We start from the raw sequence: 23,407 nt of genomic DNA on the forward strand, positions 1-23,407 counted from the left end.
TTTATTTTCAGTGTATTTAATTTAACCACAGCAGGCTATCCATAGCGCTGGATGTTAGCTATTCTGAACATTATTCACCCACTTATCACGGTCTTGTTATGCCGACACTCATCGTTAATGGTGCAGAGCTTTTTTACACGGACACCGGGAAAGGGGAGGAAACGCTGGTTTTTTCCCATGGTTATTTAATGAATCATTCGATGTTTAACGGACAGGTAGAGCGCCTAAAAGAACGCTTTCGCTGTATATCCTTCGAACACCGTGGACATGGACAAAGCGAAGTGACTGCCGCAGGCTATGAGTTGGATAATCTGGTTAAAGATGCCATCGCCTTGCTGGATGAACTCAAGCTGGGGCCGGTGCATTTTGTCGGAATGTCTACCGGCGGATTTGTCGGGATGCGCCTGGCATTGCAGCGACCGGATCTGTTGCGCTCTTTGGTATTAATGAGTACCTCTGCTGAAGGTGAGCCCAAAAAAGCCCTGAAGAAAAATAAATTGCTACTGAAAACCGTTCAGCATCTTGGCTGGTGGCCGGTTATCGGGCAGGTGTTGTGCATGATGTTTCACCGTCGATACGTTAAAAATCCTGCGAACAAAAAGACCGTGGGCTACTGGAAATCTGTGGTCACGGCACAAAATAAAAAAGCCATGCTGGCTTTTGGCAAGGCGATTTTTAACCGGGATGATGTGTTGTCGTCGTTATCGCAACTGACCTTGCCGGTGGCGGTTATCGTGGGAGAAAAGGACGCACTGACGCCTTTAAATTGCTCAAAACGCATGGCAGAGGTGATACCTGGCGCCAGGTTGTCGATTATTCCAGACGCCGGGCATAGCGCCGCTATTGAAAAGCCCAACGAGGTTACAGACGCCATGCTGGCGCTTTACGATAACCTGTAGGCTGAGCGCAATGTGCTAGGTCTTTTCTTGTATCAACTCAAAGGAAAGTGAAAGGGAATGTGGTCTGTTAGAGTAAATTGCAACTGGCGTATTACACTCCGTTTTAATGGACAAAACGCCAAACTCGTTCCCTTCGGTTAACGCAGCGGTGCATCTGGAACATTCCGTAAGGTCACTGCTCGCTCGCAGTCAAAGACAAAAGCGAACGAATAGGGGCCAATTACATTTCAAATTTTCCTCTATTGTGTTGGTCTACAACCCAAAGGAGCTTTGTGGTGCCTCTGTATTGGGCGGTTTACGAAACGAAAGTTAGAAGCTTCAATGAGACAAGTGCTGTTTCTCGCAAATGACCAAAATTGTAGAAACTGGATATGTATATGGGTTTTGGTACATGTTCATTCTTTCGATGACGACACTACAGGCGATTATCAGTTTGTAAAAATTAAGAATCTTGAAAGTACACATCAACCTGCATTTTGCTCTTTGTCATTCCAGTACTGTTTAAGTGCTAAAATTTCCTCTTTGATACTGAAAAAGGCATCCACTAGTTCTGGAGAGAAGTGGCTGCCGCTTTGTTCGCGGATAAAGGCAAAGGCTTCATCGTCAGGCCAGGCTTTTTTGTAAGGGCGCACCATGGTAAGGGCGTCAAAAACATCGGCAATAGCGACTATCAAGGCTGACTGGGGTATCTCGTCCCCGCGTAATCCATCGGGATAGCCGCTGCCGTCCCACTTTTCGTGGTGACGCAATGCAATCTCAGCGGCCATCTGAAATAACGGTGTGTCGCTTTTACTTAAGATTTGATGGCCGATAACGGCATGTGTGCGCATGATAGTCATTTCTTCATCGGTGAGGCGGCGCGGTGCTTTTAAAATTTCATCGGCGATACCTATTTTTCCGGTGTCGTGCATTGGCGCTGCCAGTTCCAGTAGTTTTACGTCGTCAACATGCCAGTTCACTTTTTTTGCCAGGGCGCAGGCGTAGGCCGCCATTCGCCAGATATGTAAACCGGTATCATTGTCATTAAAATGTCCGGCTTTGCTGAGCATAAAGATGGCACTTTTCTGGCTGGCTTCCAGCTCAGCTGTTTTGGCTTCCACCAATTCCTGGGCGGCTCTGTATTGATCCGCCAGTTGCAGATGTGTTTTCACTCTGATTTGTACAATGGAGGGCACCACCGGTTTAGAAATGTAATCTACAGCGCCTAACGCGATACCTCTTTCTTCATTGATGGTATCGGACAGCGCAGTCACAAAAATGATAGGAATGTGTGCAGTATCCGAATGCGCTTTGAGGCGTTTACAGACTTCGAAACCATCCATTTTGGGCATCATGACATCGAGTAAAATCAGGTTAGGGGTAAATCGATGCGCGATTTTTAGCGCGGTTTCACCGTTGGTGGCCACTTTTAGAGCATATTCGTTGCCCAGTATATTGCTGAGTACATCGATATTTTGTTGATGATCATCCACGATCAAAATGGTTTGTTTGGGGAATTCCGTTGTCATAATTCACCTTCGGCACTTTTGGCAAGCGCTGTTAATTCTGGCCGTAAATTTGCCACCAGTTTGGCGGCGTCTTCATATTGGTATTTGTTGGTCAGTGTTTTGATATGGGCCAGCGTGTTGTTGATCCTGGGTTCATTGACCAATCGAATTATTTGCTCCAGCAATGCGCCGGATTGGGTATCGTAACTTTCCAGCAGCGCCTGAAGGGTATTCAGGTGTTTTGTAAGGTTTTCAAATTGTCCTTTATCGATATCTGTTGTTAAGGGTTTTACAGCTGACACTGATGCTAATTTTGCTGACGGAGCTTGCAATAACCAGTGCTTTAATGTGGCTTTAAGATCCGCATAGGCGATAGGTTTACTTAAGTGCGCGTTCATACCCGCCTGTAGGCACATTTGTTTGTCGTTTTCCATTACATTGGCTGTCAGGGCTATAACAGGCAGGTTGCGGCAATGTTCGCCCGCTTCACCCTGGCGGATCCTTTCTGTGGTTTCAAAGCCATCCATAAGCGGCATCTGGCAATCCATCAGGATCATATCCACCTTGTCTCCTGACTGACTCAGCAGGTCTAAAGCCAGTTGACCACTTTCCGCCAGAATGGATTTTGCGCCGATCAGGTCCAACAGTCCTTTTGCCACCTGTTGATTTATGATGTCATCTTCCACTAATAGCACGGTGAAATGTTCAAACTGCGTTTTTCGGCTTTCCGTAATTTGCTGTTGATTCTGACCGGTTTCCCTGTCTAAAGCACCACAAAGGCAGGCGATAACCTCGTTTAAGCTATAAGGTTTTTCCAGGCTGCTGTAGTTTTCAGGTAGTCCTAAGTCTGTGGTATTGACCTCGCTGGCAACCGGGCAGACAACCACGGGTCTGACCTGTTCAGGTATGGGCCACAGCGATTTTAATGACTGTTTAAAGCCGACATCAACAAATAGAAAGTCCGGCGGTTGGGCCGGTTGTTGCGTCAGGATTTGCACTGCGTCGGCGATATCCTGGCTACAGGTGACATTGAGTCCCAGTTTTTCCAGGATTTTGCGCAATATTGCCCTGTCTGTGTTATCCAGGGCCAGAATGAGTGCGCGTTTGCCGGATGCGATAGGTTTTAGAAGGTCAGTTTCACGATAGTCAGTGGGTAGTGGCAGGCTTAATGTGACACTGAACTGGCTGCCTTTGCCGGGCTCACTGGACACTGACACTTTGCCCTGCATTAGTCGGCATAGTCGTTGCGCAATTGATAAGCCCAATCCTGTACCGCCGTGGGTTCGGGTAGTTGTGCCATCCAGTTGGGTAAAGGATTTAAACAGTAAATGTTGCTGGTCTGGTGGAATACCTGGCCCGGTATCGATTATTTTGCAGGTAATGTGATTGTGCCCGGCGATGATGTCTGAACTCAGGATTATCTGGATCTCGCCTTGTTCCGTGAACTTAATGGCATTATTTACCAGGTTATCAATGATCTGGCGAAACCTGAGGGCATCACCGATCACTAAAGTGCCCTTTAATTCTGTGGTGTCGCAATGTAATTCAAGGTTTTTTTCAGCCGCTACTTTACTGTGAATAAGGGCTATTTCTTCAACCAGAGTGCGAATATCAAACTCGTGAGTTTCCAGAGCAATTTTACCGGCCTCTATTTTGGAAAAATCCAGAATGTCGTTGATTACTGCAAGCAGCGAATGGACACTGGATTGTGCCAGAGTCAGGTATTTATTTTGTTCGTTGTTGAGGGTGGATTTCAGGGTCAGGGAAATCATCCCTAAAATGCCATTGAGCGGTGTGCGAAGCTCGTGGCTCATGTTGGCAAGAAATTTCGACTTAGCTTCGTTGGCCTGCTCGGCTTTATGTGTTGCCACTTCCAGCGCCTGTGTTCGCTCCAGGACCTGTTGTTCCAGCTTTTCAGCAAATTGCTCTAACTCTTTATTGAGGGCATACAGCTGCAGGCTCTTTTCTTCCAGCAGCTTTTCTGCTTCTTTGCGGGCGTTTTTCTCTCGGGTCAACCGCCTCTGCAATCGGCTCTCAAGAGTTGGCTGGTTTGATGAGCTCATTAATTTGTCGTTAAATTGGCTTGCGTATCCTTAATTAATAGCGGATTTTTGCTAAAACGTCCCGGCTTTTTTGCCTGTTTACGACTTAAGTTTAAGGGCGGCCTGTGCACTTTACTTCGTCGGGAGTCAGGCCCGGCTGTGGCTAAAACTCAGTACGTTATCGATATCTGAATGCGCCTGAATGAGCATCAACAAACGATCCAGACCCAATGCCACACCGGCACAGTCTGGCAACCCGGAGTTAAGCGCGGCAAGAAAATGTGAGTCAGTTTTTGCGGCATCTATTCCCATCTCCAGGCGCTCCTGATTGTCCTGTGCAAAACGTTTTTCTTGCTCATCTGCCGACTGCAACTCATGGAAGCCATTGGCTAACTCAATGCCTTTGTAATAGAGTTCAAAGCGCTCGGCTACCCGGGGATCCTGGCCTGATATTTGTGCCAGCGCTGCTTGTGATGCCGGGAAGTGATAAATAAAACAGGGGCTGGTTTGGCCAATTTGCGGCTCAATCAGGTGACTGAACAGCAACTGCAACTGGGTATCGCGAGATGTCATGCTGTCTGCAAAGTTCTCATAGCCCTGTTCGATGCACAACTCCCTGAGTTGTTCATCTGAGTCCGACAGTGGGTCAAACCCCAGATAGTGCTGAAATGCCTGTTGATAGGAAAGTTGCTCAAATTCATCGCAAGCCAATATGGGTTGCAATAAATCCTGCATTTCCCGCATCAATTGCCAATGATCAAAACCCACCCGGTACCATTCCAGCATGGTAAATTCGGGGTTGTGAAAGCGGCCTTGCTCTTCGTTTCTGAAGGCTTTACAAATCTGATAAATACAACCACTACCAGCGCACAAAAGGCGTTTCATGGCATATTCTGGCGAGGTTTGCAGGTACAGAGTACGTGCTTGCTGCGACCCTGGTTGATGCAGTTGTGTGGTAAAGTTCACCAGATGTGGGTCCGTAACACCGGCGGAGGCCATCAGCGGTGTTTCCACTTCCAGCACCTTGCGTTCGGCAAAAAAAGCACGGATATCTGCAAGTAACTTAGCTCGTGCCTGTAAGGTGGCTAAGTCCGCGCCAGGTTTCCAGTTCATGGGGTATTACTCAGTAATAACTAACAAAAAAGCCCACTGATAACTATCAGTGGGCTTTGTAAATAAACAAATCGCTTATTTTTGTACGCGGTTTACATATTCACCGGTACGGGTGTCTACTTTGATCACTTCGCCGGTTTGTACAAACAGAGGTACACGTACCACCGCGCCGGTGCTCAGTGTCGCTGGTTTACCGCCGGTGCCCGCTGTATCGCCTTTCAGACCTGGGTCGGTTTCAGTGATTTCCAGTTCAACAAAATTGGGGGGCGTAACGGCAATCGGTGAGCCATTCCACAAGGTAAGTGTGCAAACGTCATTTTCGACTAACCACTTAACTGAATCTCCCACGGCTTTTTGGTCTGCTGCCAGCTGTTCAAAGCTTTCATTATTCATGAAGTGCCAAAATTCACCATCGCTGTACAGGTAAGCCAGATCGTGATCCATAACATCCGCGCCTTCAACCGACTCACCGGAGCGAAAGGTTTTTTCCAGTACTTTGCCGGAGATCAGTTTGCGAATTTTTACGCGGTTAAAGGCCTGTCCCTTACCTGGTTTTACAAATTCATTCTCTAAAATGTTGCAAGGTTCGCCGTCGAGCATTATTTTTAGGCCCGATTTGAATTCATTCGTGCTGTAATTAGCCATAAATTCCTCTCAAATTCTTTTAATTTATATTGGGTAGCACATAATTGGCGCAGATAATACCGGAAAAACTTGTCACTGTAGAGAGTCACTGGCAAAAAGAATTAGCCACTGCTTATAAATCCCCGCAAGCCCTGTTGCAGGACCTGGCGCTGGACCCGGAAACCTATGCCGACGATATTCGTGCGCGTAGCCTGTTCCCCATGATGGTGCCCAAAGCGTTTGTTTCCAGAATGCAGCCCGGAAATCCTCATGATCCCTTGCTGCGGCAGGTGTTTCCGCTGGCCGAAGAGTTTACCAGTCAACTTGGGTATTCAGCAGATCCACTGCAGGAGCAGGACAATCAACAGCCCGGCTTGTTGCATAAATACCAAAGCCGGGTACTGCTGGTGGTTAAAGGTGGGTGTGCCGTAAATTGTCGATATTGCTTCCGTCGCCATTTCCCCTATCAGGACAATGCCCTGAGTAAACAAGATTGGTTGCCGGTGTTTGACTATATTGCCTCTGATACGGCTATTAATGAGGTTATCCTGTCCGGGGGCGATCCTCTGATGGCCACGGATGCCTTTTTATTGTGGATGACACAACAAATTGAGGCCATTGCTCATATAAAAACGTTGCGCATTCATAGCCGTTTACCGGTGGTGATCCCCAATCGTATCAATAGCGAATTTTTGCGGTGGTTTACGCAGAGCCGGTTAACACCGGTCATGGTGGTACACATAAATCACGGCCAGGAAATCGATTCGCCGCTGAAACAAAAATTACTGACACTGCGACAAGCAGGGGTTACTTTGTTAAATCAGGCGGTGTTGCTAAAAAGCGTCAATGATAGTGCCGATGCACTGATCCATCTGCATGAAACTCTGTTTGATGCAGGGGTGTTACCTTATTATCTGCACATGCTGGACAAGGTTGAGGGGGCCAGTCATTTTGAGGTTTCTGATGACCAGGCGCGGGCCATTATGGCCGAGGTGATAAAGCGCCAGCCAGGGTATCTGGTTCCCAAGCTCGTCCGGGAGATTGGTGGCCAGCCTGGCAAAACGCCTATGGATTTACGGCTTCATCCGTAATGGACATTAAGCGAAAGTATTGATGTTTCCGCCTTTTGCCACATCACCTGATGGGCCACTCGGTACGCCAGCGGCTGAGTCCAGCAGCTGAAGTGTCTGCGCGCCCTCTGCTTCTTGCTGGTTTTTAGACAGCTGCAAGCCCTTGAGTTCTAACGATGACACACCGGAGTTTCCAGAATTTCCTGAAATTTCCATACCAAAGTTCCTAAAGTTGTGACGCCGCAGCTACCGTTGAGGGGTAATCGTTGGTATGCCTTGTCGTCGGATTAAAAAGCAGGCAGAATTGCCCGCCTTCGTTTGGTTATCGGCTAAGGCTGATATTCCTTTAGTTATTTTTTCAAAAAAATAGGGATGCTCGGGTGGACGCAGTATTAGACAAATTAAATGAAAATCTCCAGGTGTTATATCGCAAAGCGTTGGACGCAGATAAAGCCTTAGACCAGCTGAGCGGGCAAGGTAAGGCAAAGCACAAAGCCATATTTCCGGCTGAAGCAGGATTTATCACTAGCAGCGAAAGATTTGCTCCTTACATCGCAGAGCTGAGTGAGGACATTGCAGCACTGCAGCAAGTCGCTGACGAAGAAGAGCGCAACCAAACGTTATCGGCCGTGGTAAAGAAAATGGAGGCGTTGTTTATAACTTTGGCGCAATTTAAAGGTGTTTTGGCCGAATAATTACGTTCTTAGCAATTAATTGTTGTTGGATCGCTTGTTTTTTAGGCAAAAAATACCATAATTATCTGTGAGGGGTAGTTACAGGTAAAACGCGTTGTTATGGAAATTTCCACTACAACCAACATTTTAAACGCTGGTTTTCGTCGCACTGCGACCGCCAGTGATTTACTGAATACCGATACATTTGGTATCGGCAATGCCGCGCGTGTGCCTTCCATCAATACTTCGCAAACCACCTCATTAAACGCGGGGTTTCAGCAAGACAACAATAGCAATTTGCCGGTGAATGCATTTGGTATTGGCAGGGCCAATCGGCCTGAAGTGGAACTATCGCCGCAGGCTCGCATTTTGCAGCAAAATGAAGCCAATCAACAGGCACTCAGCGACCGGCTTGCCAAAGCCCGTGAAGAACAAGCCAACGATTCTCAACAGCAAGAACAGGATAGTGATAACGATAATTCAGGGTTCGTGCGTGTTGCCAGTAGTGAAGGTAGTGCGCAAAAGAATAACATTCCCGCTGAAAAAGCGGCTGAAGTGTATCGTTCTATTCAGAGTTTGTTGTAACCAGGCATAAAAAACGGGAGCTAAACTCCCGTTTTGTGGTACTTGTACTTGCTTAGTGGTTACTGGCCAGTAGTTCTTGTTTAAATTCCTTTCTGAACCAGTCTTTAAGCATGGTCTTTTCATATTTTAACGAGTCATTGCTGGTGGTTCGACTGACATTACTCATGAATGACATATCCTTCAATTCCTCAGTGCCCGACTTTAAAATGGTGCCGTCGGCATCAACCAGCTGATAGCTGAAATCCATTCGTGGAATTTCAATGGACTTGATCAGTCGATACTCGCGGGCACCGGGCCAAACGCGTCCGGCTAAATCAAGGTCCGTTACTTTCATGGTTAGCTTTTGCCCTGCCGGCAGATCACTTGCCAAATCGTCCAGATATTCATGCAGATTTTCCATAGTCCGGTCTCTGAACCGGGAAGCGATGCCACCAGAAGGCTTAACGTCTGTAAACTCTTTTGGGTTCACCCAGGTGACAGTGAGGCGTTCTGATTCGTCAACACGGTCGACACTTTCCTGTTCTTCTGCAAGCATCGACGCACTAAAACAAAAGGTAGATATTAAAACGGCCAGCGTTAATTTTTTCATCTGTACTCTCCTGATTGACTTTGTGCCCTGTTGTTAATCTGAGTGGATATGGCAGCACAATACCTTATCTTTAGAACGATTGTCCGGCCACTCCTATTCCCTCATTGAATAAGAACGAGGTAATCACTAAAACATCACAACACGCTTTAATTATAGTTCAGTGTGTCCCCGAAAGGGGTAAATATATGTAATCAGAGTGTAAAGCTTTCACTATTTATTATACGTGGGAATATAGCGCTGATAGCCGGGGTCATTAAACAGTGGCGAGGTGATCACCAAATCAGCTGTGGCCTCACTGCAGGCAACGGGCACATTCCAAACAGAACACAATCTCAGCAATGCTTTGACGTCTGGATCATGTGGGGCCGGGTTGAGCGGATCCCAAAAGAAAATTAACAGATCTAATTGCTGCTCCGCGATGAGCGCGCCAATCTGTTGATCGCCACCAAGTGGCCCGCTTTTAAACCGGGTGACTGGTAATTTCAGTTGCTCGGATACCAGACCACCGGTTGTACCTGTGCCCACCAATTTGTGAATGGCCAGTGCTTCACGGTGTTTTTGCGCCCATTTCAGTAAATCCGGTTTTTTGTGGTCATGGGCCACCAGAGCAATGGTTTTAGGGGACGTTTCTGAGTTCATTTTAACCTCATTCTGCATTAGCTGACGGATACTGATTAGCGGCGACACGATTGCGGCCGGCAGTTTTGGCACTATACAGGGCCTTATCCGCAAGCTCTATTAAGCGGATTTTGGAATTACTGACCGTCGGCACTACACAGCAAGTACCGGCACTCAGGGTCATCCTGATGCTGCTGTCACCGGTGTTAAGCGGTGTACTCTCCAGGGCCGTTCTGGTCTGTTCCGCCAGCTCGGCGGTTTGCGCCTCGTTTTTACCCTGTACCAGGATGGCAAATTCCTCACCGCCATACCGGTACAGCTGCGCCTGATACTGTTCGGTGATGGGGGAAATGGTTTTAACAAAATGCACCAGGCACTGGTCTCCGGTAGGGTGACCAAAGTCGTCGTTGATGCTCTTAAAATGATCAATATCCAGCATCAGCAAACTCAGCGGCTGTTGCGTTAAAATACAGCGCTGCCAGAGACTTTCAAAGTGCTCTGTAAAGCAGCGCCGGTTGTGGCTTTGTGTGAGGGGATCTGTGCGGTTGAGTTTGTGCAATTCTATCTGCTTTTCTGACAGGGCTTTTTCAATTCTGAAGGCCCGGGCATATTCACTGCGATAGCGTTTGCCGACAAACATCAGATATAACCAGAACATCAATACAATAATGCACAGTTGTAACTGTTCACCACTTATCGCCGTAGCGAAACAAACCGGCAGCAGCAAGATGGAAATATACCAGCGAGTCAGGTCAAATTTGGGGATCAGGCTTTGCACTGAGGCGCTGGCGATACCGGCAATCACCAGATTTACCAGCACCGAAAGTTCTTCATAGCGAGGCACCAAGTTCACCAGATAGAACAATGCTCCCCAGGTGGCAGCGTGAATTAAGGACAGACTCGTCAGCCAGAGATTCCAGGCCTTGTAATGGCTGTCATAATATTTGGCGGTTAGTCTGCCATGTATGAGTCTCAGCGCACAGACAATGGTGAACAGGGCACCAAACATGCTACTTTCGATTGGGTTCTGACGAAAAAAGCCGGTGGAAAGGAAGATTAGTGGCCAGGCGAACAGATACAGGTAAACACCCGGCAAGGCTCTTTTGATAAAATCAAAATCAGCCCGGCGCTGGAAGTCCAGATTGAGTTTGTCTGCATCTGTTTCGGGCTTCATTGCCTTAATTATTCTTCCCCGGTTACTGCATAGCGTTGTTAATAGTAGACAGCAATTCCTGCTTGTTAAAGTCAGTAACCCGATTTAATACGGACTGCCTGTGCGTCATACCTCCGAGAATATAAAACGTAGTATCGTCCTGTAACAAGCCCCGGTGGTCCATAGTTGGTGCAGAATTATTAACAATTATCCAACGTTTTTGATCAATATGAAAGAACCAGATTTTATTGTCCGGTTCCGACGCTTCGCCGTTGTACCCAACGCCATTAAAATTATAGGGATTTGCACTGCCTCCGATAAAGAGAATGCCGTCTCCAAAATCTGTGTTTACTCCACTTGCCGCCATGCGATAGCGTGCTGTGTGGGTTGGATGAGGAATGGTTTGCCAATCTATTTTGGCATAGTTGAGCGGATCAATGAGGCCAATATAACAGGCGGGTTCAGCCGCAAACGTGCGCCGCGCATTTTGGCGCGCCAGCACTTTAACGCCATCACAAACAACCATTCTGTTGTTAACAATGCCACCCGCGTGCCCGAAAACCGCAGCTCCCGGAAATGGCGAGCCCATTTGCCATGAATCTCGTTTGATATCGTATATCTGCACCAGATTGACATTGCCATCATTGTGCCAACCACTGATGAGATAAACGTAACGTTGTTGGTAAACGAGAGCCACGCTGTCATCTACCGGCACCGGCATGTTCTTCAGTCTGGTGTACTGATCAGTAAGCACGTTATAAGCGTAGTTATCGGCGCTGGATATTTCGCTGTGATCCGCGGCAACCGTGTAGCCACCAAACAGGTAGGCGATGCCATTAACTCCCACGGCGACGCTGGCTAATCTGCCTTGTAGCGGTAATGAGGCGGGTACCGCTGTACGTTGTTGCCAATATTGTTCGGTGAATTTAAAAGACCACACCTGGTTGTGTACATCCTGCCAGTCTTTACCTGCCCCCAGCCCCATAAACGATATAAGCCAGCGTGCCTCATCATTCTGAACCAGCACAGTTGCGTTATTGCTAACCGGTTTTGGTAAGTCGGGAATTGTGGCGGCGAAGCTCTTAATATTGATCAGCAGTATGCTAAGCAATGTAATGCGGTATCCTGAAAACATAGAGACGTGATTTTTTGAATGAGATATTCCCTACAGTAGCGCTATCTCAGGGGGTTGTCTTCCCGCCAGTAGGGGGGGGCTGCCCGGGTACAAACATATTCACTCATTAATCATATTTGCAATTGTTGTTATAATAGTCGTTGAAACCCTTTAAAAACGGAGTCTATAGCAATAAATTATGGATAAAAACGAATTGTCATAAAAATTTAAAATAAATAAAAATGCAAAAAAGTTGCATAAATATATTTTGTGTGGCACATTCTCTCTCAACAGAAGCTGACCCCGAATTTATTTGTTGTAGACCTAACATGAAAGCCTTTATGCAACGCCAATCTTGTTTCCTTCCTGCCATTACTCTGGTGGAATTGTTCACATTCCGACGATAGAGCACTGTGGTTGACTGATATTCAGCAGCCACTTTCTTTTTTTCACCTATTCTTAAAAATTTGACCAAGAGATCAGTATGATTAACGTATCCTTATTAGGAGCCAGTGGTTACACCGGAATGGAACTGGCGTTGTTGGTGGAGCAGCACCCGAAAATGCAGCTTCAGGGAATGTATGTATCTGAACATAGCCAGGATGCCGGAAAAGCCCTTTGGCAACTGGATAGCCGGTTTTATCAGGTGCCGTTTACCGATGATAAATTGACTTTAACCGCACTCAGTGATGCGGTACTGGATCAGGTTGCAGAACAAAGCGACCTGATTTTTTTAGCGACCCCCCACGAGTTTAGCCACGATATCAGCGCCAGATTAATGCAACAGGGTGCGAAACTGTTGGATTTATCTGGCGCATTCAGAATCAAAGATACTGCGGTTTTTTCTCAGTTTTATGGATTTGAGCACCAGCAAAATGCCCTGTTGCAACAGGCAGTTTATGGTTTAGCAGAATGGTACGCCGAAGACATTAAGCAGGCAGATCTGGTGGCGGTTCCCGGATGTTACCCAACGGCATCACTACTGGCGTTAAAGCCACTTCAGGCTGCCGGTTTAATTGACAACACAGTGTTGCCTGTGATCAATGCGACGTCCGGAGTGAGTGGCGCAGGCAGAAAGGCCAGTATGACCAACAGTTTGTGTGAAGTCAGTTTGCAATCCTACGGTGTTTTATCGCATCGTCATCAACCCGAAATCAGTAGCTATTTGCACAATGATGTTATTTTCACCCCGCATTTGGGCAATTTTAAGCGCGGAATTTTGGCCACAATAACCCTGAAACTGCAGGCCAATGTCACTGAGTCTGCCATTCAGGACGCTTATCAGTCAGCCTACGGGCAGTCTGATATCGTGAAAATGCTACCGGTTTGGCCCAAGTTGGACCAGGTGGTTAATTCACCGAAATGTCACCTGCACTGGCAATATTCAGCGCAAAATCACTACATAGTGATCAGCAGCGCAATAGACAACCTGTTAAAGGGCGCCGCTTCTCAGGCGATGCAATGCGCCAATCTGATGCAGGGCTGGCCCGATTCACTTGGACTTACCCAGGGTAACTGAGGGCCGGAATATGAAAAACTTTCTTGTCGTTAAAGTAGGGGGCGCATTGCTGAATGACAATGTTGCCCTGCAATCTGTACTCAAGGTGTTGCACGAACTACAGGGGCAGTTTGCTCCGGTGCTGGTACACGGCGGCGGCGATACTACGCAGGCGCTGTTAGAGAAGCTGGCGTTTAACAGTGAAAAAGTGGATGGTGTACGCGTTACGCCAAAGACGCATTTACCCTATGTTGTGGGTGCCCTTGCCGGTACCGTCAATACCGAAATTTGTGCGGCGGCGAGCGTATGTGATCTGAAGCCGGTGGGATTAACCCTGCTGGACGGAAACGCCTGCCAGGCCAAACAAAAAAGTGTCGAACTGGGCGCTGTTGGAGACGTCATTCCGGGTGATCCTGTGCTGCTCAAACTGTTGTGCAGCCAAGGTTATTTGCCGGTCATTTCATCCATTGCCAGTGACGCACAAGGCAACTTACTAAATGTGAATGCCGATGACGCTGCCGCCACCATTGCCCAATTACTGGCGGCTGAGCTGGTGTTGTTGTCAGATGTACCGGGGGTACTGGATGCGGACAAAGTGCTGCTCAGCTCGCTGAATCGTCATAGTATTGCCGAACACTGTGCCAGCGGCGTAATTCAGGGCGGCATGGTGGTAAAAGTCAAATCGGCATTGGCCACCGCTAATCAGACCGGTAAGTCCGTGTTTATCAGTTCCTGGAAATCTCCGGAGCAACTACTGGCATTAACTCAGGGGGAGCCTTGTGGCACGCGTATTCAGCCTGACAACCCCGCACAATCCGTTTGAGCCACATTAAGAAAAAGGTCCGTTATCATGAAACAAGATTTATTAACCTTCACAAATTGGTCGAAAGACAACCTCCAGGCCTTGTTGGACTCCGCACTGGACATCAAGGCGCATCCTGAAAAATACGCAACAGCATTAGCGGGTAAATCCATTGTGGGCTTGTTCGAAAAGCCGTCACTGAGAACGCGTGTGAGCTTTGATATTGGTATCAATAAACTGGGCGGGCATTTTCTATATCTGGATATGGAAAGTGGCAATTTGTCGGGCCGGGAGTCGGGCAAGGACATGGCGGGCAATCTGGGCTGTTGGGCCGATGCGATTGTGGCCCGCGTTTTCAAGCATAGTACTTTGCAGACCCTGTCTGAAAATACCCATGTTCCGGTGATCAACGCCCTGTGTGATCTTTATCATCCCTGCCAGGCATTGGCCGACTATTTGGCGTTAGCAGAAAAGTTCGATGACCTGTCCAGCGTGCACCTGGCCTATCTTGGGGACGGAAATAACGTGGCTCATTCACTGATGATAGTGGGCGCAATTTTGGGGGTTAAACTGACGATAGCCACACCGATGGGTTATGAACCCGACAGCAGCATTGTGGATTGGTGCCAGAGTGCGGCGCAATCCAGTGGCAGTACCTTAACCCTGACTAATGATGTCAACAGTCTGAAAGACGTTGACGCACTGTACACTGACACCTGGATCTCCATGGGCGATAGCACTCCGCTGGAACAAATTAAGAATCAGTTCCAACCCTTTCAGCTCAATGAGACATTGATGAAACAATCCGGGGCGCAATGGGCAATGCATTGCCAACCCGCTCACCGGGATCTGGAAATCACCAGTAAGGTGGCTGACAGCGAACAATCTTTACTGCTGTTACAGGCAGAAAACCGTATGCATGCGCAAAACGCCATTTTGTTGTGGCTGTTAGCGAAAAACTAATTTTTGAGGAGATTTATTATGTCTGAGCACAATGTTAAAAAGGTCGTGTTGGCCTATTCCGGTGGACTGGATACGTCGGCAATCATCCCCTGGTTAAAAGAAAATTACGACTGTGAAGTCGTGGCCTTTGCTGCTGATGTGGGGCAGGGTGATGAAGAACTGACGGGCCTGCATGACAAGGCTATCGCATCCGGAGCCAGTGAATGTTACATCGTAGACTTAAAGGAAGAGTTTGTTAAAGATTATATCTTCCCGACACTGCAAACCGGTGCCGTTTACGAAGGTGAATACCTGTTAGGCACGTCGATGGCCAGACCGGTTATTGCCAAAGCACAGGTGGAGATCGCCAGAAAAGTGGGAGCAGACGCCCTGTGCCATGGTTGTACCGGTAAAGGCAATGACCAGGTGCGTTTTGAAGGGGCTTTCTCGGCCTTAGCGCCTGATCTGAAAGTGATTGCCCCATGGCGGGAATGGGATATGGTTTCGCGGGAAGACCTGCTGGATTATCTGGCTACCCGCAATATTGCCACGACGGCTTCTGCCACTAAGATTTACAGTCGCGACGCCAATGCCTGGCATATTTCGCATGAGGGGGGAGAGTTAGAGAACCCCTGGAATGAGCCCAGCAAGCAGGTCTGGACTATGACGGTAGATCCGGAAGACGCGCCGGATGCACCGGAAACTGTGCATCTGAGTTTTGAACAGGGTATGCTGACTAAGGTAAATAACGAGGCGTTGTCGCCGTTATCCGCCCTGGTGAAACTGAATCAGATTGGGGCCGCTCATGGTGTTGGTCGGATTGATATCGTAGAAAATCGCCTGGTGGGTATGAAATCCAGAGGGTGTTATGAAACGCCGGGTGGTACTTTAATTTACAAAGCTTACAAGGCTATTGAAAGCCTGGTGCTGGACAAACATTCACTGAAACACAGAGAGAGTCTGGGGCTGGAGTTTTCTCACGTGTTATATGACGGTCGCTGGTTTACGCCGCTGTGTCAGTCACTGCTTGCCGGTGCTAAAGTATTTGCAGAGCAAATCAGCGGTGAAGTGGTGATCAAGCTATACAAAGGCAGCGCCACTGTGATTCAAAAAGCATCAGTGAACAGTCTGTATTCTGAAGATTTTGCGACCTTTGGTGCCGATGACGTTTACGATCAAAAGCATGCTGAGGGCTTTATCCGCCTGTACAGTTTGGCGAGCAGAATCAAAGCCATGCAAGACAAGCAAAAAGGTTAATTGAGAGGCATATTATGGCGTTATGGGGCGGAAGGTTTACACAGCAACCCAGTGAATTGTTTAAGAAGTTCAATGATTCTTTACCCGTGGACTATCGTCTGGTTGAGCAGGATATACAGGGTTCCATATGTTGGTCGAAAGCGTTGCAGCAGGTGGGGGTATTAACCGATCTTGAGCAACAAAAATTGCAAAATGCCTTGCAGGCTTTGGCTGTCGAAGTCCAGCAAGATCCGCAGCAAATCCTGCAGTCTGATGCTGAAGATATCCATAGCTGGGTGGAGCAAAAGCTGATTGCCACTGTTGGTGATTTGGGCAAAAAGCTGCATACCGGCCGTAGCCGAAACGATCAGGTGGCTACGGATCTGAAACTCTGGTGTAAGGCTAAAGGGGAAGAGTTGTCACTGGCATTAGTCAGTTTTCAACAGGCACTCATGGATTTGGCGCAGCGAGAAAAGGCCACGGTATTACCCGGCTATACCCACCTGCAGCGGGCGCAACCGGTTACTTTTGGTCACTGGTGCCTGGCTTATGTGGAAATGTTTGACCGCGACATCGGCCGCCTGAATGACGCCCTGTACCGCGCCGACACCTCCCCATTGGGGTCCGGTGCGCTGGCGGGTACGGCTTACCCGATAGACCGCCATGCCTTAGCATCAGATTTAGGTTTTCGCAGACCCACGCTAAACAGTCTGGATGCGGTTTCCGACAGAGATCACGTGATTGAACTGATGTCCTGTGCCAGCATCAGTATGATGCACATGTCCCGGTTTGCAGAAGATCTGATTTTCTACAACAGTGGCGAAGCCGGATTTGTAGAATTAAGTGATCAGGTAACCTCGGGTTCGTCTCTGATGCCACAAAAGAAAAACCCGGACGCCCTGGAGTTGATTCGTGGTAAAACCGGGCGGGTCTGTGGTTCGCTAACAGCGATGCTGACCACCATGAAGGCACTACCTTTGGCTTACAACAAGGATATGCAGGAAGACAAAGAAGGCTTGTTCGATGCGATGGACACCTGGCAAATTTGCCTGCAGATGGGGGTATTGGTTGCCGAAGGTATTAAAGTCAACAGTGCCGCTACCCTGGCTGCTGCCCAGCAAGGTTACGCCAACGCCACTGAGCTGGCGGATTACCTGGTAAGCAAAGAAATTCCTTTCCGGGAGGCGCATCACATTGTCGGAGAAGTGGTACTCAAAGCTATTTCAGAAGGCAAGGCGTTAGAGGATTTTACCCTGTCGGAACTACAGGCTTATTCAACGGAAATCGGGCAGGATGTGTATCAATACTTAACCATAGAGTCCTGTCTTGATAAACGGCAGGTGCTGGGTGGTACCTCCCGGGAGCAGGTGGAGCTGGCGCTGGACTCGTCCCGGCGCGACCTGGCGGAGATATTCCCCAGTCAGGTAACCGGTAGTCCGTCGGAGCCACAAATACAAATCGCCTTGCGCCACGTGCAACAGCGTCTTAATGCGCAAAAAGCCGCGGCTTTGAGTGTCAGACAGGCGAAAATGACCGACGTCGACGCGATTGATGCCATAGTGCGTTTCTGGTCTGCAAAAGGTGAAACCCTGCCCAGAAGCCGTGACAATATCGTGCATGATATCCAAAATTTTGTCGTCGCAGAACTGGATGGCAAGGTGATAGGGTGCGCCTGCCTTTATATCTACCAAACCGGGTTAGCAGAAATCCGCTCTGTTGGTGTACAGCATGATGTGCAGGGTAAAGGACAGGGCAAAGCCATGATCCAGTACTTGCTGGAACAGGCGCGCCACATTGAGCTTAAGCGGGTGATTGTTCTGACCAGGGTACCGGAGTTTTTTGGCAAATTAGGCTTTGTTAAAACCGACATGAATGGCCTGCCAGAAAAAGTCATCAAGGATTGTGATATTTGTCCCAAAAAACAAGCTTGTGATGAAGTTGCCATGGAATATCTGGTCGGGTTACCGGCGCCGGGTCAACTGGATGCTAATTTGATTGTCAAAGCCTTGGTGGGCTAAAAAAAGTACCGACATCTGGCCGCAAGTCTAATACTTAGGTTTAACTTTAAGGTATTCTTCTTGCGGCTTTTTTAATTGTCTTATAGTGTTAAGGAGAAGTTAATTCACATTTACTGCAATCAATTTCTGAAACGTATCTGTAAAAGGCGGCAAAGGAATGGATTGATAAGTTGCCAGGAAAGACATTCTGCCTATGAAAATGTCGCAAAAGTTAGTTATTGCTTTTGTTTCGGCAGTGGTATTGCCCACTGTCATCATCAGTATATTGATGGTACAACACGGCAAGCGACAGGCAATTGAAAATTTTACCCTGTCCAATGAGCGCGAAGTTCGCCAAATCAATAATGGTTTAACCATACTACTGCAAAAAATTGCAGAGAGTGTCGATTATGTTGCCGGTCTCGAGCTGGTTCGTTCGGCCCATTCCGGGTTAACCAGCTACCGCACCTCCACCTCAGCGACCATGATGCGCCCGCTTTCCGGCAGCGCTACCGAGCGCGACCTGTTTATCCTGTTCGAAGATTTTGCCGACAGCCACCCCGATCTAACCTACATCTATATGGGAAATCAGGCCGGTGGTTACGTTTCATGGCCACAGGAGGCCATTTCCCGACAATATGATCCGCGCATCCGGCCCTGGTATCAAACCGCGTTGTCAGCCAATGGTGAAACGGTAAGAACCGATGCCTATTACTGGAAAATTGGCGATAAAGTTATTATCAGTACCGTCAAAGCACTGTATCAGGATGATGGCAGCCTGACAGGAGTGTTGGGTATGGACTTGTCGATGCAAAACCTGACCCAGCGCATAGCGCAAATTAAATTGGGTAAATCCGGATTTGTGATGTTAGTGGAAGACAATGGCACGGTATTGGTGGATCCCAATATGCCGGGGAACAACTTTAAGCACATTGATACCATTTACGGGGGTAATTTTGCGCCTGTTTTTGCCATGCAATCGGGGAATTCAGCGGTAAATATTGATGGTGTGAATTATTTTGCATCTGTCTATAAATCGCCACAGTTGGGTTGGAAGTTTATTGGTGTCAGTCGCGAGGACGAAATCTTGCAGGAGGTCAGTGACCTGCTGGAAATGAACGTTATCGTTGCTATTTCACTGTTGCTGCTGTTTGTGGCACTGGCGGTGGTGTTGTCCAGAGTGATCAATAGCCAGATAGAAGAGCATCAACAACTGTTAATTACTGAAAAGGAACGGGCTGAATCGGCAGTAAAGGCCAAGGGCGATTTTTTAGCCAACATGAGTCACGAGATACGCACTCCCATGAATGGCGTTATCGGTATGCTGGGCTTGTTAATGGACACCAAGTTGCAACCACAACAAAGCCGCTATCTGCGGCTGGCGCAATCCAGTGCCGAATCGTTACTGGCTTTGATAAATGACATTCTGGATTTTTCTAAAGTGGAAGCCGGTAAGATTGAACTGGAAGAGATTGATTTTGATGTGCGTTCACTGTTTGACGATGCTATCGAAAGCCTGGCTCAAAGAGCGGAGGAAAAGGGGCTTGAACTGATTATCGATGAAGTGGATCTGGAGCGCAGTTGGGCAAAAGGCGATCCGGGCCGAATTCGTCAGGTGGTCAACAACCTGGTGGGCAATGCGATTAAGTTCACTGCCCAGGGGGAAATTGTCGTTACCATCAGCCTGGATAAGCGTCTGCCAGATAACTGGCGGTTGCGCTGTATCGTCACTGATACCGGTATCGGCATTCCGGATGATAAATTGCCTCACCTGTTTAGTTCGTTTACCCAAGTGGACAGCTCCACCACCCGAAAATACGGCGGTACCGGATTAGGCCTAGCAATTTGCAAACAACTCTGTGCTGTCATGCAGGGTGAAATCTGGGTTAAGAGCCAGTTTGGCAAAGGCAGTACGTTTGGTTTTGATATTCAGCTGTTGCCAGGTAAGCAAATTGAAGTGCCGCGCTCTAAGGCATCTATTCGCGGTAAACATATCCTGATTGTTGACGATAACACCACCAATCGCGAAGTGCTCAACAAACAACTGAGCAAATGGGGCGCGCAGGTGGCCGAAGCCGCAGACGGTGTCAGCGCATTAAAATTACTGCGCCGCAATCCGGAGTTTGATGTGGCTATTCTGGATATGCAAATGCCGGGAATGGACGGGGCGTCACTGGGCAAAATGATGCAGGAAGACGCTATCGTCAGACGCATTCCCATGATCATGATGACTTCCATTGGTTCCGCCAAAGAGCCCAGTTTTTTCGCTCAGATCGGCTTCAAAGGCTATTTTACCAAGCCGGTGACATGCTCTGATTTGTACGACGCTTTAGTGGTGGTGTTAGACGGCGGCTCTAATTTTCCTGCCAGCGCCATGGTTACCAAAGAACAGCTGAAACAGCTCAAGCCGCATTTAAAGGAAAACAAATGCCGTCTGCTGCTGGTGGAAGACAATGTCATCAATCAGGAAGTGGCCAAAGGTATGTTGACGGGATTGGGCTACGAAGTGATTGTGGCGGAAAATGGCGTTGAAGCCGTGCAGCGTCTGGCAAATGACTCTGACGCCAGTGGTCCGCCCATTTCTGCGGTTCTGATGGATTGCCAAATGCCACAAATGGATGGTTATGAAGCCACCCGGGCAATTCGCAACGGCGCTCAGGGCATTGAGAAAACCTCCATACCAATCATAGCCATGACTGCTAACGCCATGAAAGGGGACCGCGAAAAGTGTATCAATGCCGGTATGGATGATTACCTGTCGAAGCCTGTCTCAGCCGATGAGTTACGTGCCAAACTGGATATGTGGTTGGGCGTGGAAGACCGCACCGACGGGATTGAAGAAGTAAATATCGAACCGGATGTGCCACTAAAACACACTGTCGATTTTGACGATGGTGAGAAAGTCTGGGATAAACAAGGTTTTATGGAGCGAATTGGCAACAGTGAAACCCTGGCTACCCGCCTGATAGGCCTGTTTCGCAGTTCTATGCCTCAGGAGATGGCATTGTTTGGTGAATATATCGAACAACACAAATATCTGGAGTTGGGCAAACTGGCTCACAAAGTTAAAGGTTCCAGTGGTAGCCTCGGGGCTGTGAAAGTGGCCCGGGTTGCTGAACAGATAGAAAACGCGGCGAAAACCGAAGATGCCGCTAAGATCACGGCATTGTATCAACAGTTTACAGGCCACGTAGAAGACTTTATCGCCGTGTTGCCATAAGGTCTTCGCGCGGCCTTGCGTCTGCCTATAAGCTGACGCGTTTGTAAGGGCGGTACTCGGCGTGCCAGAAGAACTTATCGATGCGGGACAGTATGACTTCATCGCTTACCGGTAGCGCCAGTTCCTGCTCCTGAGCTTTTTTGGCCACCGCAAACGCGATTTTCCTGCTTACCGATTGTACCTGTCTCAGCGGCGGCAGCAATTCACCTTCACCGGTGGTTGCCAGTGGCGAGCATTCCGCCAGGGTGGAGCTGGCAGTGAGTAACATTTCGTCGGTGATGCGGCTGGCTTTACTGGCCAGTACGCCCAGTCCGATGCCCGGGAAAATGTAACTGTTGTTACACTGTGGAATAGTGAACTTTTTACCTTCAAACTCAACCGGTAAAAATGGACTGCCGGTGGCAACAATGGCGCGTCCTTCGGTCCAGCGAATCACATCCGCAGGGTGTGCTTCTACCTGGCGTGACGGGTTGCTCAGCGGAAAGATAATAGGTCGTTCCACATGAGTAGCCATTGCCTTAATCACTTCTTCAGTAAACAGACCTCCTACGCCGGAAACCCCAATCAAGACTGTGGGTTTGGCATTGTTGATCACTTCCAGCAACGACGGATATTCACCCGCAAATTGCCATTTAGCAAGGGCACTGCTGTCCTGCGCCAGGCATTGTTGAAAATCTCGCAGATTTGGGGTTTTGTCGGTCACCAGACCATACCTGTCTACCATAAAAATTTGACTGCGGGCCTGCTCCGGGTCAATACCTTCAGCGGTCATCTGCTGAATGATTTGTTCCGCGATACCACAGCCAGCCGACCCGGCGCCCACAAACACCACGTTCAGATCTTTGAGTTGTGTATCGATAGCTCCGGTGGCACACATGAGGGTGCCAACAGTGACCGAGGCGGTGCCCTGAATATCGTCGTTAAAACAACAAAATTTATCGCGGTAACGCTGCAGGATTGGGGTGGCATTATGCTGAGCAAAGTCTTCAAACTGAATCATCACACCGGGCCAGCGTTTTTCTACGGCGTTCATGAATAATTCAATAAACTCATCATATTCAGACTGACTGATTCTGGGGTGACGACAACCCATGTACATGGGATCTTCCAACAGTTTTTTGTTGTTGGTGCCTACGTCCAGCATAATTGGCATGGTATAGGCGGGGCTGATACCACCACAGGCGGTGTACAGGGACAACTTACCGATGGGGATGCCCATGCCGCCAATGCCCTGATCGCCCAGGCCCAGAATGCGCTCACCGTCGGTTACCACAATGACTTTTACATTGCGTTTGGTGGCGTTGCGCAAGATGTCGTCGATATCATGCCGGTCAGCGTAAGACAAAAACAGGCCGCGAGATTTGCGATAAATATCAGAGAACTGTTCACAGGCATCACCCACCGTTGGGGTATAGATGATGGGCATCATCTCATCAATGTGCTCCTGGATCAGTCGGTAGTACAGGGTTTCGTTATTGTCCTGTATGGCTCGCAGATAAATGTGTTTGTTAATGGGTTCGGCGAAACTGGAGTATTGTGCCCAGCAGCGCTCCAGTTGTTCTTCAATGGTTTCATATCGGGGCGGTAATAAACCTGCCAGGTTAAAGGCAACCCGTTCCTCATGACTAAACGCACTGCCTTTATTCAGTAATGGCGTTTCCAATAAAGCAGGACCGGCATAGGGAATGTAAAGTGGATCGTTGTTATCTTGCTGCATAGTTTTAAATGTAGGGTCAATGTTGTT

20 protein-coding genes are annotated in these 23,407 nt (G+C 48.4%); 10 read left to right on the forward strand and 10 right to left on the reverse strand.

Features of this window, described 5'->3' with window-relative positions:
• Positions 1 to 98 precede the first annotated feature (98 nt).
• On the forward strand, positions 99 to 899 hold the full coding sequence (locus tag LJ740_RS19700) for an alpha/beta fold hydrolase (RefSeq protein ID WP_229530848.1): 801 nt from the start codon (positions 99 to 101) through the stop codon (positions 897 to 899).
• Between the two features lie 464 nt (positions 900 to 1,363).
• On the opposite strand, the gene LJ740_RS19705 is transcribed toward LJ740_RS19700, so the two are convergent.
• The 4 genes from LJ740_RS19705 to efp all read right to left on the reverse strand — a co-directional run bounded on the left by LJ740_RS19705 (position 1,364) and on the right by efp (position 6,186).
• On the reverse strand, positions 1,364 to 2,407 hold the full coding sequence (locus LJ740_RS19705; RefSeq protein ID WP_229530849.1) for an HD domain-containing phosphohydrolase: 1,044 nt from the start codon (positions 2,405 to 2,407) through the stop codon (positions 1,364 to 1,366).
• A complete protein-coding gene (locus LJ740_RS19710) occupies positions 2,404 to 4,401 on the reverse strand; it encodes an ATP-binding protein (protein WP_229530850.1) in 1,998 nt (665 codons plus the stop codon). The genes LJ740_RS19705 and LJ740_RS19710 overlap by 4 nt, the downstream gene beginning before the upstream one ends.
• Positions 4,402 to 4,575: 174 nt before the next feature.
• Entirely contained in the window at positions 4,576 to 5,541 is a 966-nt protein-coding gene (gene epmA / locus LJ740_RS19715; RefSeq protein WP_229530851.1) for an elongation factor P--(R)-beta-lysine ligase, read from the reverse strand.
• A 75-nt stretch (positions 5,542 to 5,616) separates the two neighbouring features.
• Positions 5,617 to 6,186 (reverse strand): elongation factor P, encoded by a 570-nt coding sequence (efp, locus tag LJ740_RS19720; RefSeq protein ID WP_229530852.1) that lies wholly within the window; start codon positions 6,184 to 6,186, stop codon positions 5,617 to 5,619.
• Between the two features lie 44 nt (positions 6,187 to 6,230).
• Between efp and epmB the strand changes: the two genes are divergently transcribed.
• The gene (gene epmB / locus LJ740_RS19725) at positions 6,231 to 7,256 is read left to right on the forward strand and encodes an EF-P beta-lysylation protein EpmB (RefSeq protein WP_229530853.1); all 1,026 of its coding nucleotides are present in this window, start codon (positions 6,231 to 6,233) and stop codon (positions 7,254 to 7,256) included.
• A 6-nt stretch (positions 7,257 to 7,262) separates the two neighbouring features.
• Here the strand turns inward: epmB and LJ740_RS19730 are convergent, their stop codons facing one another.
• Positions 7,263 to 7,451 (reverse strand): hypothetical protein, encoded by a 189-nt coding sequence (locus LJ740_RS19730; RefSeq protein ID WP_229530854.1) that lies wholly within the window; start codon positions 7,449 to 7,451, stop codon positions 7,263 to 7,265.
• A gap of 164 nt (positions 7,452 to 7,615) precedes the next feature.
• On the opposite strand from LJ740_RS19730, the gene LJ740_RS19735 reads away from it, so the two are divergent.
• Together LJ740_RS19735 and LJ740_RS19740 are read left to right on the forward strand one after the other, a co-directional pair.
• Entirely contained in the window at positions 7,616 to 7,930 is a 315-nt protein-coding gene (locus LJ740_RS19735; RefSeq protein WP_229530855.1) for a primosomal replication protein PriC, read from the forward strand.
• A 99-nt stretch (positions 7,931 to 8,029) separates the two neighbouring features.
• A complete protein-coding gene (locus LJ740_RS19740; RefSeq protein ID WP_229530856.1) occupies positions 8,030 to 8,494 on the forward strand; it encodes a hypothetical protein in 465 nt (154 codons plus the stop codon).
• 52 nt (positions 8,495 to 8,546) lie between these two features.
• Here the strand turns inward: LJ740_RS19740 and LJ740_RS19745 are convergent, their stop codons facing one another.
• The 4 genes from LJ740_RS19745 to LJ740_RS19760 form a co-directional block, all read right to left on the reverse strand.
• Positions 8,547 to 9,083 (reverse strand): DUF3016 domain-containing protein, encoded by a 537-nt coding sequence (locus LJ740_RS19745; protein ID WP_229530857.1) that lies wholly within the window; start codon positions 9,081 to 9,083, stop codon positions 8,547 to 8,549.
• A 210-nt stretch (positions 9,084 to 9,293) separates the two neighbouring features.
• Positions 9,294 to 9,722 carry a methylglyoxal synthase gene (locus LJ740_RS19750; RefSeq protein WP_229530858.1) on the reverse strand — a complete coding sequence of 143 codons (429 nt, stop codon included), beginning with the start codon at positions 9,720 to 9,722 and terminating at the stop codon, positions 9,294 to 9,296.
• 7 nt (positions 9,723 to 9,729) lie between these two features.
• Positions 9,730 to 10,875, reverse strand: a complete 1,146-nt coding sequence (locus LJ740_RS19755; RefSeq protein ID WP_229530859.1) for a GGDEF domain-containing protein — start codon at positions 10,873 to 10,875, stop codon at positions 9,730 to 9,732.
• A gap of 22 nt (positions 10,876 to 10,897) precedes the next feature.
• Positions 10,898 to 11,965 carry a Kelch repeat-containing protein gene (locus LJ740_RS19760; protein ID WP_229530860.1) on the reverse strand — a complete coding sequence of 356 codons (1,068 nt, stop codon included), beginning with the start codon at positions 11,963 to 11,965 and terminating at the stop codon, positions 10,898 to 10,900.
• A 487-nt stretch (positions 11,966 to 12,452) separates the two neighbouring features.
• Here LJ740_RS19760 and argC point away from each other — a divergent pair, with 487 nt between their 5' ends.
• The 6 genes from argC to LJ740_RS19790 all read left to right on the forward strand — a co-directional run bounded on the left by argC (position 12,453) and on the right by LJ740_RS19790 (position 21,663).
• Positions 12,453 to 13,487 carry an N-acetyl-gamma-glutamyl-phosphate reductase gene (argC, locus tag LJ740_RS19765; RefSeq protein WP_229530861.1) on the forward strand — a complete coding sequence of 345 codons (1,035 nt, stop codon included), beginning with the start codon at positions 12,453 to 12,455 and terminating at the stop codon, positions 13,485 to 13,487.
• Positions 13,488 to 13,497: 10 nt separating this feature from the next.
• On the forward strand, positions 13,498 to 14,289 hold the full coding sequence (gene argB, locus LJ740_RS19770; RefSeq protein WP_229530862.1) for an acetylglutamate kinase: 792 nt from the start codon (positions 13,498 to 13,500) through the stop codon (positions 14,287 to 14,289).
• A 27-nt stretch (positions 14,290 to 14,316) separates the two neighbouring features.
• The gene (locus tag LJ740_RS19775; protein ID WP_229530863.1) at positions 14,317 to 15,231 is read left to right on the forward strand and encodes an ornithine carbamoyltransferase; all 915 of its coding nucleotides are present in this window, start codon (positions 14,317 to 14,319) and stop codon (positions 15,229 to 15,231) included.
• Between the two features lie 18 nt (positions 15,232 to 15,249).
• Positions 15,250 to 16,467, forward strand: coding sequence for an argininosuccinate synthase (locus tag LJ740_RS19780; protein ID WP_229530864.1), 1,218 nt, complete (start codon positions 15,250 to 15,252; stop codon positions 16,465 to 16,467).
• A gap of 14 nt (positions 16,468 to 16,481) precedes the next feature.
• Positions 16,482 to 18,464 (forward strand): argininosuccinate lyase, encoded by a 1,983-nt coding sequence (gene argH / locus LJ740_RS19785; RefSeq protein ID WP_229530865.1) that lies wholly within the window; start codon positions 16,482 to 16,484, stop codon positions 18,462 to 18,464.
• A gap of 193 nt (positions 18,465 to 18,657) precedes the next feature.
• A complete protein-coding gene (locus tag LJ740_RS19790) occupies positions 18,658 to 21,663 on the forward strand; it encodes a hybrid sensor histidine kinase/response regulator (protein ID WP_229530866.1) in 3,006 nt (1,001 codons plus the stop codon).
• Between the two features lie 25 nt (positions 21,664 to 21,688).
• Here the strand turns inward: LJ740_RS19790 and LJ740_RS19795 are convergent, their stop codons facing one another.
• The gene (locus LJ740_RS19795; protein ID WP_267498374.1) at positions 21,689 to 23,380 is read right to left on the reverse strand and encodes an NAD-dependent malic enzyme; all 1,692 of its coding nucleotides are present in this window, start codon (positions 23,378 to 23,380) and stop codon (positions 21,689 to 21,691) included.
• Between the last annotated feature and the right edge of the window lie 27 nt (positions 23,381 to 23,407).

The organism is Planctobacterium marinum (genome assembly GCF_020687805.1).
In the GTDB taxonomy this organism is placed as follows: Bacteria; Pseudomonadota; Gammaproteobacteria; order Enterobacterales; family Alteromonadaceae; genus Planctobacterium; species Planctobacterium marinum.